11 protein-coding genes are annotated in these 10589 nt (G+C 72.5%); 2 read left to right on the top strand and 9 right to left on the bottom strand.

Annotated features, from left to right (window positions below):
- Positions 1-252 precede the first annotated feature (252 nt).
- Complete coding sequence (locus ACZ4Z3_RS37725) at positions 253-1737, top strand: NAD-dependent succinate-semialdehyde dehydrogenase (protein ID WP_468505291.1); 1485 nt, start codon at positions 253-255, stop codon at positions 1735-1737.
- Between the two features lie 185 nt (positions 1738-1922).
- On the opposite strand, the gene ACZ4Z3_RS37720 is transcribed toward ACZ4Z3_RS37725, so the two are convergent.
- From ACZ4Z3_RS37720 to ACZ4Z3_RS37705, 4 genes are all read right to left on the bottom strand, one after another.
- Entirely contained in the window at positions 1923-3086 is a 1164-nt protein-coding gene (locus ACZ4Z3_RS37720) for a hypothetical protein (protein WP_468505290.1), read from the bottom strand.
- Positions 3087-3202: 116 nt separating this feature from the next.
- Positions 3203-3526: a hypothetical protein gene (locus ACZ4Z3_RS37715; protein WP_468505289.1), complete on the bottom strand. Its 324-nt coding sequence runs from the start codon at positions 3524-3526 to the stop codon at positions 3203-3205.
- 52 nt (positions 3527-3578) lie between these two features.
- On the bottom strand, positions 3579-3740 hold the full coding sequence (locus ACZ4Z3_RS37710; protein WP_468505288.1) for a hypothetical protein: 162 nt from the start codon (positions 3738-3740) through the stop codon (positions 3579-3581).
- 67 nt (positions 3741-3807) lie between these two features.
- A complete protein-coding gene (locus tag ACZ4Z3_RS37705) occupies positions 3808-4911 on the bottom strand; it encodes an FAD-dependent oxidoreductase (protein WP_468505287.1) in 1104 nt (367 codons plus the stop codon).
- A gap of 136 nt (positions 4912-5047) precedes the next feature.
- Between ACZ4Z3_RS37705 and ACZ4Z3_RS37700 the strand changes: the two genes are divergently transcribed.
- Complete coding sequence (locus ACZ4Z3_RS37700; RefSeq protein WP_468505286.1) at positions 5048-5536, top strand: phosphatase domain-containing protein; 489 nt, start codon at positions 5048-5050, stop codon at positions 5534-5536.
- Positions 5537-5573: 37 nt separating this feature from the next.
- Here ACZ4Z3_RS37700 and ACZ4Z3_RS37695 read toward each other — a convergent pair whose 3' ends face one another.
- From ACZ4Z3_RS37695 to egtA, 5 genes are all read right to left on the bottom strand, one after another.
- Positions 5574-5789, bottom strand: a complete 216-nt coding sequence (locus tag ACZ4Z3_RS37695; protein ID WP_055541560.1) for a dodecin — start codon at positions 5787-5789, stop codon at positions 5574-5576.
- Between the two features lie 162 nt (positions 5790-5951).
- Entirely contained in the window at positions 5952-6914 is a 963-nt protein-coding gene (gene egtD, locus ACZ4Z3_RS37690) for an L-histidine N(alpha)-methyltransferase (RefSeq protein WP_468505285.1), read from the bottom strand.
- Positions 6911-7720 carry an ergothioneine biosynthesis protein EgtC gene (gene egtC, locus ACZ4Z3_RS37685; RefSeq protein WP_468505284.1) on the bottom strand — a complete coding sequence of 270 codons (810 nt, stop codon included), beginning with the start codon at positions 7718-7720 and terminating at the stop codon, positions 6911-6913. The genes egtD and egtC overlap by 4 nt, the downstream gene beginning before the upstream one ends.
- Positions 7720-9066 carry an ergothioneine biosynthesis protein EgtB gene (gene egtB, locus ACZ4Z3_RS37680; protein ID WP_468505283.1) on the bottom strand — a complete coding sequence of 449 codons (1347 nt, stop codon included), beginning with the start codon at positions 9064-9066 and terminating at the stop codon, positions 7720-7722. The genes egtC and egtB overlap by 1 nt, the downstream gene beginning before the upstream one ends.
- Positions 9063-10337: an ergothioneine biosynthesis glutamate--cysteine ligase EgtA gene (egtA, locus tag ACZ4Z3_RS37675; RefSeq protein ID WP_468505282.1), complete on the bottom strand. Its 1275-nt coding sequence runs from the start codon at positions 10335-10337 to the stop codon at positions 9063-9065. The genes egtB and egtA overlap by 4 nt, the downstream gene beginning before the upstream one ends.
- Between the last annotated feature and the right edge of the window lie 252 nt (positions 10338-10589).

The following is a 10589-nucleotide window of genomic DNA, read 5'->3' as shown; positions in this document are numbered from 1 at the left end:
TCACCTTCGAGATCGACCCCAGCGTCACCGCCGTCAGCGCCATCCTCATCGCCTTCGCCATCCTCGCCCTCGGCCTCGTCGCCCTGGTCCGCTGGCTCGGCTCCGGACGACAGGAATCCCTGCTCTCGGTCGAAAACACCGTCGGCGTCGCCAACCCCGCGGGTGACGCCGTATGACCACCGCCACCGCCACCGCCGCCCATGCTGCCTCGGGGCTCCATCCGGCCGGTACGAACATCGAAAGGGCCGTGCGATGACAGACACGCTCACCGCTCCCTCATGGCAGTCGGAAGTCCTGGAATCCGTCCCCCGTGGTTTCCTTGCCTACGGATGGCAACCCGCCACCGGTGGCCGCACCTTCGAGGTACGCAACCCCGCAACCGAGGAAGTCATCGCCACCGTCGCCGACTGCGGCCCGCAGGACGCGGTGAGCGCACTGGACGCGGCGGCCGCGGCTGCCGACCAGTGGGCCCGCACCAGCCCACGGGACCGTGCGACCGTCCTGCACCGGCTCACCGACTCCCTGATCGAACACCGTGAGCGTCTCGCCCGGATCATCACCCTGGAGATCGGCAAGACGATCACCGAAGCCCGGGGCGAGGTCGACTACGCCGCGGCCTATTTCCGCTGGTACGCGGAGGAGGCGGTCCGTCCGCACGGGCGCAGTACCCCCTCCCCGGACGGCAGGAGTCACATCGTCACCGTCGCCGAACCGGTCGGGCCTTGCCTGCTCATCACCCCGTGGAACGTGCCCCTGGCCATGGCCGCCCGCAAGGCCGCCGCAGCCCTCGCCGCCGGCTGCACCGCCGTACTCAAACCGGCCGCTCTCACCCCGCTGTCCTCCCTGGCGCTGGGCGAGCTGGCGCGTGAGGCCGGCGCGCCTCCCGGTGTCCTGACCGTGATCACCAGCAGCGACGCGGCGGCGGTCACCACGGCGCTGCTGGCCGACCCCCGGCTGCGCAAGCTGTCGTTCACCGGGTCCACACCGGTCGGCAGGCTGCTGCTCCAGCAGAGTGGTGCGCGGGTGCTGCGCACCTCGATGGAGCTGGGCGGCAACGCGCCGTTCCTGGTCTTCGACGACGCCGACCTCGACCTCGCGGTCCGTGAAGCGATGATCGCGAAGATGCGCCTGGGCGGCCAGTCCTGCGTCGGTGCCAACCGGTTCCTCGTCCAGGAGGGAATCGCCGACGCGTTCGCCGCGGCGCTCGGCGAACGGATCGCCGCGATCCGGGTGGGTGCCCCGGACCGGGAGGACACCGGGCTAGGCCCGCTGGCCGACCACCGGGCGGTGGACAAGGTCCGCCATCTCGTCGAGGACGCCGTGGCCCGTGGTGCCGTCGTCGTCGCGGAGGCGGACATTCCTGACGGGCCGGGCCACTACGCGGCGCCGACCGTGCTGGACCACGTCCCCGCCGACGCCGCGATCATGCACGAGGAGGTCTTCGGTCCCGTCGCCGCCATCCACCGCTTCTCCACCGAAGCCGAGGCCATAGCAGTGGCCAACGATACCGAGCACGGCCTCGCGTCGTATGTGATGACGTCCCACGTCGACCGCGCCCGGCGGATCGCCGCCCAGCTGCAGGCCGGAATGGTCGGCATCAACCGCGGCCTGGTCTCCGAGGTCGCGGCACCCTTCGGCGGGATCAAGCAGTCCGGTCTGGGCCGTGAGGGCGGGCCCGAGGGCCTCCACGAGTACCAGCAGCTCAAGTACCTGTCGATGCCGGGATTCCATACCTGAGCAAGACCTGAGTAGGCCGAGTTCGGAGTGTCGAGCAGTCGCAGCGGCCCGGCGGGGAACATCGGTCCTTCCCCGCCGGGCCAAGCGGCCCAGGGCCTGTCGTTTGGATCATGCCTGGGGCGCGGGGCTCACCGGCAGCCACAAGGTGCCGTAGCCCGAAGCCGGCATGATCCAAACGACAGACCCTAGGTCTCCGTCGTCTCCGTCCGGGCGGAGGTCTGGCTCACGCCGTCGCCGTCGCCGGCTCGGGGCGCGGGGGCGGGGCGCCAGGTTCTGGGGCCGCCCTTCAGGCGTTCCAGCGTGCGCGTCAACTGCTGGAAGGGGGACGTCGACTGCGTCGCGGACGGCTGCTGCTCGGCGGGGGCGGCCGCGGCCGACTCGCGGTACACGGCGAGCGCCTCGTGCGCACGTTCGGCCGCCTCCCGGTACAGGTCCCGGGACTGCGTCATGGCCTCCAGCGCCTCGGCGTACATCGCCACCAGCTTCCGCTCGCGGACGAGTTCCTCCTCCAGCGTGAGCAGATGCCACTCCTCCCGCAGCGCGGTGAGGGCGGCGTCCGCGCCGTCCGGCAGGGGCCGCGGCAGCGCGGCGAACCGTGTCACCGCCGCGATCAGGTCGGTCGGCTCCGAACCGTCCAGGAACACCGCGCGTACGGAGAACTCCCCGGCGTCGAGGTCGGCGGGCGCCGGTCTGCCGGGCAGTACGACGGCGCCGCCGCGCGGGACCTCCAGGTCGAACTCCCGCAGCGCCCAGTTCACCACCCGCAACTGGTGCGGGGCGGCACGGTGTTCCACCACGCGGTGCCGCAGGCTCGGCGCCAGCCACCGGGCCAGCGGCAGCCGGCCGCGCTCGTCGGTGCTCATGGCCTCGTGGACGACGACGTGGACGCACCATCCGGCGTGCCCGGCGTCCCTGAGGAGACGGCGGGCGTCCTTGTCGTCCTCGGGCAGGGCATTGATCCTGCTCAGCGACAGGCCCGTGGCCGCGTCGTGGTCCCAGTCGCCGTACTCCGGCCAGAACCGGGTGACGGGGGACGGCCACGCCGGGTCCCACGGCTCCTCCGCCTCCGCGACGATCGTCCACTCCCGCCCGGCGCCGAGGTCCGGCGCGAGACTCAGCCGGGCGCGCACCGTCACCTCCCCGGCGACCCGCCAACGGGCCTGGAAGACCCGCTCGGGGGAATCGCCCCCGGGGTCGGGCAGTTCCAGGAAGTCGTCGATGGTCCGGCTGTCCTTGAGCCGGCGCAGGGTGTGACGGAGGACGTCCTCCGCGTCGGGTCCGACGTGGCGGCCGCGCGCCGGCCACACCGTGGGAGGCGTCGTGGGACGGGCTGTGGTGGAGGCAGGCATGAGTCCATCGGGCAGCAGGGGCACGTGCGCCTGCCAGTATCGTCGTCGCGGCCCGGCGGAGATCACCGGGGGTCCCGCCCGCCCCCGCGTCCGCCCCGCGAGCGTCTTCGAGGTACCTACCGCTCCTCACCTCCCCGATCGGCCTGCGGCTCACGTCCCGAGACGACGTCGGTCACGCCGGACTCGTCCGCCGTGTCGTCACCCGGACGAGGTGTGCCGCGACCGCCCGTCTGACCGCCGCCGGTGCTGCCGTAGCCGCCCGGCACGCCGGGGACGCTGTCCGCGTCGGCCTGTTCCCGGCTGATGTGCCGGGTGGCGCGCACCCCGGCGCGCCGCTCGGGATGCGGATAACTGAAGGGACGAGCGGCGGCGCGGGCCTCCTCTGCCGCCTCCGCCTGCTCGGCCCTCTCCTTGGGGTCTGGTGCCTTGCCGTCATTCATGCGGTCCGCGTACCCCTGCGCGGCCGGGCCATGTGACGCGGAGGGGTACGCGTCAGGACGCCTCTCTCCCGGTGAGGCCACGCCGCACGTGCTCGGCGATCAGCGGGCACACCTCGCGGGCCTCGTCCTCGTCGTTGGCGTCGTAGCCGTGATCGGCGCCGACGACGTCGTGGCGGCCGACCAGTGCCCCGGTCGGCGTCCCAGCCCTGCTCACCGCCCAGTCCCGGTGCCCGACACCCCGTCCGGCACGGGCTGACCGGAGCCCGCGCCGGAAGCGGGGGCTAGGCGGAATACCCGAGTTGCCTGCGTACGTACGGCGTCATCAGGGTCCTCGCCTTCGCGAGGGTGCTGGTGCGGCTGCCGAGGACGGCTGTCTCGCCGCCCGGCACGGGGATCAGGGTGAGCCCGTCGGCCGGGCCGAACGGCACGATCAGCGGGGTCCGCCGGACCGGCCGGTAGAAACGCGGCTCCTTGCGATGTTTGCCCGAACCCCCCAGATAGGCGCGGATGTTGTGCGCGGCGATGTCCGCCTGGGCGATCGCGGCGGGGGTGATCTTCAGCTCGGTGACGTCGTTCACGTCACCGACCGCGAACACGTCGAGCCGCCCGTCGACCCGCAGCATCCGGTCGACCTTCACATGCCCGGCCGCGTTCAGCCAGTCGCCGTGCCCGGCCAGCCGCAGCCACAGCGTGTTCGGGGTGGTGCCGGTCGCCCAGAACGACAGATCCGCCTCGATGAGATGGCCGCGGCCGTCCCGGTACGTGCCGAAGTCGGCGCCGGGGGAGATGAACGAGTCGAGGCGCACCTCCACGTCGTGCGACTCCAGCCACGCCAGGGCCCGCCGCCCGGCCCACTTGCTGCCCGTCGAGCTGAGCAGCGCCGACCCCGCGTGCGCGAGCGTCACCCGGGTGGCGGGCCGGGCCAGCCGGATCTCCGCCGCGAGCTCCACACCGCCGGGACCGCCGCCCACGACGAGCACATGGTCGGCAGCGGCGATGCTCTCCTGGTGCGCCGTGAACGTCTTGGTCGCCTCCTCCGTGGTCGTCCCGAGGAAGCGGGCGGGCTCCGGATAGTCGGCGCCGGTGGCGATGACCACCACGTCGTACGGCAGCCGCTCACCGGTGGCCAGCTTCACGTACCGTTCGCCGGTGTCGATGGTGACCGCCTTGCCTTCCATCACCCGGCCGTTGCCCAGCAGCCGGTCGTAGGGGATGAAGGGCGCCGTCGTCCATTCCTCCCGCACACCGGCGCGCAGGGCGGCGATGCGATGGAAGAAGACCTCCTTGCGGTCCACCAGGGTGACCCGCGCGTACTCGTCCAGTTGCTTGGCGAGGCGGATGCCCCCGTATCCGCCGCCGATCACGATCACTTCGCCGTCAAGCACGCCGATTCTCCTGTGCTGTTGTGGGGGGAGAGAGGACGAGCCTAACGTTTGAAACTTAAAGCTATGGGAGGGGTTTGTGTGCCTTGTGTGAAGCGGCGGGGGACGACACGAGTAACGCTCTGCCTAGGCTGGACCCGTGACCGACGACAGCAGGCCCCTCGCCGTATTCGATCTCGACAACACGCTCGCCGACACCGCGCACCGGCAGCGGTACCTGGAGCGCAAGCCGCGCGACTGGGACGCGTTCTTCGCCGCCGCCCCGCAGGATCCGCCGCTGGCGGAGGGCATCGAGCTGGCGCTGCGGTACGCCGAGGAGTGCGAGGTCGTGTATCTCACCGGGCGCCCGGAGCGGTGCCGGCGCGACACCGTCGACTGGCTCGCCGTGCAGGGGCTCCCCGAGGGGCGGATCTGGATGCGGCGGAACCACGACCGCAGGCCGGCCCGCCGCACGAAGCTGGAGATCCTGCGGCAGCTGGCCGGGACCCGCGAGATCCGCGTCCTCGTGGACGACGACGAACTGGTATGCGAGGACGCGGAGCGGGCGGGCTTCCCCGTCGTACGGGCGCGCTGGGCCGTCGCCTCCGCCGAGCTGAAGGTGGCGCAGGAACGGGAGGGCCGCACCTGACGCCGTGCCGGGACGAGGGCGTCGTACCTGCGAGCGGTCAGTCGGTGCCCTCGAGTCGGAAACCGACCTTCAGGCCGACCTGGTAGTGCGCGATCTCGCCGTTCTCGATGTGCCCCCTGACCTGCGTCACCTCGAACCAGTCCAGGTTGCGCAGGGTCTGGGCGGCACGGGCGATGCCGTTGCGGATGGCGTGGTCGACGCTCTCGCCCGAACTGCCGACGATCTCGGTGACCCGGTACACGTGGTCGGACATACGGCTACTCCAATCGGGACCTCTCGCCGTGGCCGGCGGCCACACGTCCCTCCACGGTGCCCCACGTCGCGCTCCCGCGCGAGACGGTTGTCGCCGGGCGCGGACGGGGTGCGGGTGGTTCGGCGGGCCCGGGTGGGCGGTAATGTGCCGAACCCCGCCCGGTCACCCCGCCATGCTCAAGGACAGCGCGAAGCGGCCCTCCTCGTCCGTCCACCAATGGGTCAGGTTCAGGCGGGCCGCAGCCAGTTCGGCCGTCACCACCTCTCTGCGGAACTTGGCCGACACCTCCGTCCGCAGTTCCTCGCCGGCCGCGAAGTCGACCGCCAGATCGAGCGCGGGGACCTTCACGGTCTGCGCGGTCCGCGACCGCAACCGCATCTCGATCCACTCCCGCTCGGCGTCCCACAGGGCGACGTGGTCGAACGCGCCGGGATCGAAGTCCGCCCCCAGCTCACGGTTCATGACGGACAGGACGTTCTTGTTGAACGCGGCCGTCACCCCGGCCGCGTCGTCGTACGCGGCGACCAGCACCGCCTCGTCCTTGACCAGGTCCGTGCCCAGCAGCAGCGCGTCGCCGGGCGCCAGCAGGGCCCGCACGGAGGTCAGGAACGCGGCCCGTTCCCCGGGGACGAGATTGCCGATCGTGCCGCCGAGGAACGCCACCAGCCGCGGCCCCGGCGCCTCGGGCAGCCGGATCCCGGCGGTGAAGTCCGCGATCAGGGCGTGCACCTCCAGCCCCGGCCGCTCGGCGACCAGCGCCTCGCCGGCCTGCCGCAACGCGCTCTCGCTCACGTCGACCGGCACGTACGCGTGCAGCTCCGGCATCGCGTCCAGCAGATGCCGCGTCTTGTCGGACGAGCCGGAACCCAGCTCGACGAGCGTGCGCGCACCGCTCGCCGCGGCGATCTCCGCCGCCCGGCCGAGCAGGATCTCCCGCTCGGCACGGGTCGGGTAGTACTCCGGCAACTCGGTGATCCGGTCGAACAGTTCACTGCCGTGCGCGTCGTAGAACCACTTGGGCGGCAGCGTCTTCGGCGTTCGGGTGAGGCCGTTCAGGACGTCGGCGCGCAGGGCCGCGCCCGTGGCGTCCTCGGGCAGGGTGCGGGTGAGGTGGAACGGGCTCACGCAGGGGACTCCTTCGGTGGTACGGGGACTGGACCGGCGCCCGGGCGCCCGGTTCCCTCCGGTTCCTTGAGCGGGGTGAGCAGGACGCCCGTGCGGTCGGCCACGAGCAGCGTGCGGTCCGGCACCTCGACCCAGTGCGGGTCGTCGTCGTACGGCTCGGACGCCACGACGGTGCCGCGACCGGGCCGGGCGAGGTACCACAGGGTGTCGCCCCACGCCGTCGCGGTGATGCTGTCGCCACTGGTGAGCAGCAGGTTGAGCCGCGACCCGGGGGCCGCCCGCGCGACCTCCAGGACCGTGTCGGCCAGCGCCTGCCCCTCCTCGTCACCGGCCCGTAGACGGTTCAGGACCAGGGCCCACACGAACGCGGAGTCGTTGCGGGCCTCCATCGACAGGATCTCCACGGCGGGCAGCCCGCCGGCCAGCGGCGCCAGGGCCCCGGGCCACCCGGCGACCGCCCCGTTGTGGCTGAACAGCCAGGGCCCGCCGCCGTACGGCGCCGCCGCGGCCTCCTGGTCCGCGCCCGGCACCGTGGCGTCCCGTACGGCGGCGAGCAGCGCCCCCGTGCGGACCACCCGGGCGAGATCCGTGAAGGACAGGTCGCCCCAGATGGGCCCGGCCCGCCGGTAGCGGCCCGGCACCGGGTCGCCGTCCGCGTACCAACCGACGCCGAAACCGTCGGCGTTGACAGTCCCGTACCGCTGCCGGCGCGGTGCCCACGACTGCCGGAACAGACCGTGCGGCGGCTCCACCAACACCGCGCCCAGCGGCACCTGCGGCCCCAGATAGGCCACGTGACGGCACATCAGACGGCCTCCGGGGACGCGTCACGGGCCGTGCGGAATCCGCTGAAGATCTGCCGCCGGATCGGATAGTCCCAGTTGCGGAACGTCCCCCGGCACGCCACCTGGTCCACGGCGAACGAACCACCCCGCAGCACCTTGTACTCGGGGCCGAAGAACACCTCCGAGTACTCCTTGTACGGGAACGCCGTGAATCCCGGGTACGGCAGGAAGTCGCTCGACGTCCACTCCCACACGTCACCGATCAACTGCCGTACGCCCAGCGGGGACGCGCCCTCCGGGTAGCTGCCGGCCGGCGCCGGACGGAGGTGGCGCTGGCCCAGGTTGGCGTGGTCGGGCGTCGGGTCGGCGTCGCCCCACGGGTAGCGCGTGGAGCGCCCGGTGACCGGGTCGTGGCGGGCGGCCTTCTCCCACTCGGCCTCTGTGGGCAGCCGCCGCCCCGCCCAGCGGGCGTACGCGTCGGCCTCGTACCAGCACACGTGCAGCACCGGCTCGTCGGCCGGCACGACCTCGGTGACGCCGAAGCGCCGCCGCAGCCACTGCCGGCCGTCACGCCGCCAGAACAGCGGCGCGGTGATGCCGTGCGCGCGGATGTGGTCCCAGCCGCGCGCCGTCCACCAGCGCTCGTCGTCGTAGCCGCCGTCGTCGATGAACGCCTGGTAGGCGCCGTTCGTCACCGGGGTGGTGTCGATGTGGAACGGTGGGACGACACGCCGGTGCGCGGGCCGTTCGTTGTCCAGCGCCCACGGCTCGGTCGAGGTGCCCATCATGAACTCCCCGCCCGGCACGAGGACTTCGTCCGGCCCCGTGAACAGCGGCGCCGGGTCGGGGTCGGGCGCCGACAGCACGGCCGGGCCCCTGCGGAGCTGATGGGTGATCAGCATCGTCTCGTCGTGCTGCTGTTCGTGCTGGGCGATCATGCCGAAGGCGAAGCCCGCCTCGGTGAGCCGGGTGCCGTGGAAGTCGCTGCCCTCCAGCACGTCGAGGGCCCGGCCGCGCACTTCGGCGAGGTAGCGGCGGGCCTCCTCCGGCGGCAGCAGCGGCAGCGAGGGCCGCTCGGAACGCGGATGCTCGAAGGCGTCGTACAGCCCGTCGATCTCGGGCCGCATCGCCTCCCGCCCCGCGACGTTGCGCAGCAGCCACAGCTCCTCCTGGTTGCCGATGTGGGCGAGGTCCCACACCAGCGGGGACATCAGCGGCGAGTGCTGCGCGGTGAGGTCGGGTCCGTCGACGGCGGAGGTGAGGAGCGCGGTGCGGGCGCGGGCCGTGGTCAGCGCCGCCAGCGCGCGCTCCCGCAGTATCTCGGGGTCGGCGTCGTGCGTCGGGGCCGGCGTCTCGGGCGCGGTCATGCGGGGAGGTCCTTCCCGTGCGACTGGTCGAGCAGATCGTCGGCGGGACAGCGTCCCCGGGCCACATGGCGGTCGATGAACTCCGCCACGGCGTCCAGCACCCGTGTGCTCGCGCCGAGCCGTGGCAGCGCCTCGGCCGCTGCGGCGAAGCAGACGGCCGCCGCCTCCCGCAACTCGGGGTCGGCCAGGCCCGAACGGGCGGCCGCGTCCCACAGCGGATTGCGCGGCGCCCGCAGAAAACCGGCCCGCTCGGCCAGCGGCTTGACCGCCCGGTAGGCGACCTCGGTGGCCTCCGGGTCCTCGAACAGCGCTGTCGTCACGGCGAGCGGCACGATCCAGCCGTCCTCACCGGGCTGCGCGTCGATCATGCGGAGTTCCAGATGGCCGCGCGGCCGTACCGGTGGGAACAGCGTCGTCATGTGGTACTCGAGATCGGCGCGGCTCGGCGGGGTGTCGGACCGGATCCACTCCCGGAACGACATGGCGCCCGGGACACCCCAGGGCCCCTCGTCGGCGCGGATGCACATCACCGGCGCGTCCAGCACCAGCCGCGCCCAGGCGCCGCGCGGGTCGCCGTCCAGTTCCGGGGCCGTCGTCCGGCCCGGGTCCATCGCCGCCCACAGCGACTGCCGTGTCGAACGCCAGCCGGTGGCCCGGCCGCCCGCCAGCGGGGAGTGCGCGAACGCGGCCAGCAGCACCGCGCCGAGCTGGTGCGTCAGCCACCAGCGCCGCTGGTAGCCGAGGGGGCCCGGTTCCTCGTACCCGGCGTCGACGCAGACCTGCACGGACGCCGACGAGCACATCATGGACCGGCCCTCGGGCCCGAAGCGGTCGAGGTACACCTCCATCGCGTCGTACCGGGGCTCGCGCAGGAACCGGGTCGGGGGGTTCCAGGGATCATGGCCGAAGCCGCTGATGCCGAGGTCCGCCTCGCGCAGCGTCGCGCGTACGGCGTCCAGGTCGGCGGAGACGGATCCGACGCACTCCATCAGGGAGGCGGCGGGAGCGGAGCTGAGCTCCAGCTGGCCACCCGGCTCGATCGTCAGCGACGACGCCAGGGGCAGGGTCCGCAGTGCGGCGTAGGCCGCGTCGAGTCGTGCGGGTGTCGCGGGGAGCCGCGGATCGCGCAGCTCATGGACGTGCCATTCCAGTTCGACACCGAGGGTGCGGGGTGGTCCGGTCTTGAAGCAGATGCCCCGGACGAGGGCCTCCACCTCCGCCTCGGTGACCAGGGAGCGCTGCTCCGTACAGCCACTGGCCGAATCTGACATGTCGGGATCCTCCTGAGATTCCACCATGTCGCCGATCCGCTGCCGTGGGGGCCCGGACCGGCGTTGCTCGTCCCACCCAAACCCCTGTGTGACGTTCGCACAAGGGTGCAGATCGTGGCAATGCGGATCGTCGATCTCTGTTTCCGGGAACTTCAGGCACCTCTTCCCGCGCTCGTCGAGGGTCATTCACGCCGGGAAAACTCCGTTGCGGTCATGCACCAGCATCGCCCACGATGCGTCCATGAGCACGAC

Source organism: Streptomyces sp. NPDC030296 (assembly GCF_055572815.1).
Note: the sequence above shows the minus strand (reverse complement) of the source record. Positions and strands in the feature narration are given on the sequence as shown.

Excerpts from the sequence above, each read along its gene's own strand:
- ACZ4Z3_RS37725 (WP_468505291.1), top strand. The coding sequence starts at position 253 with ATGACAGACACGCTCACCGCTCCCTCATGGCAGTCGGAAGTCCTGGAA.
- ACZ4Z3_RS37720 (WP_468505290.1), bottom strand. The coding sequence starts at position 3,086 with ATGCCTGCCTCCACCACAGCCCGTCCCACGACGCCTCCCACGGTGTGG.
- ACZ4Z3_RS37715 (WP_468505289.1), bottom strand. The coding sequence starts at position 3,526 with ATGAATGACGGCAAGGCACCAGACCCCAAGGAGAGGGCCGAGCAGGCG.
- ACZ4Z3_RS37695 (WP_055541560.1), bottom strand. The coding sequence starts at position 5,789 with ATGTCCGACCACGTGTACCGGGTCACCGAGATCGTCGGCAGTTCGGGC.
- egtC (WP_468505284.1), bottom strand. The coding sequence starts at position 7,720 with ATGTGCCGTCACGTGGCCTATCTGGGGCCGCAGGTGCCGCTGGGCGCG.
- egtB (WP_468505283.1), bottom strand. The coding sequence starts at position 9,066 with ATGACCGCGCCCGAGACGCCGGCCCCGACGCACGACGCCGACCCCGAG.
- egtA (WP_468505282.1), bottom strand. The coding sequence starts at position 10,337 with ATGTCAGATTCGGCCAGTGGCTGTACGGAGCAGCGCTCCCTGGTCACC.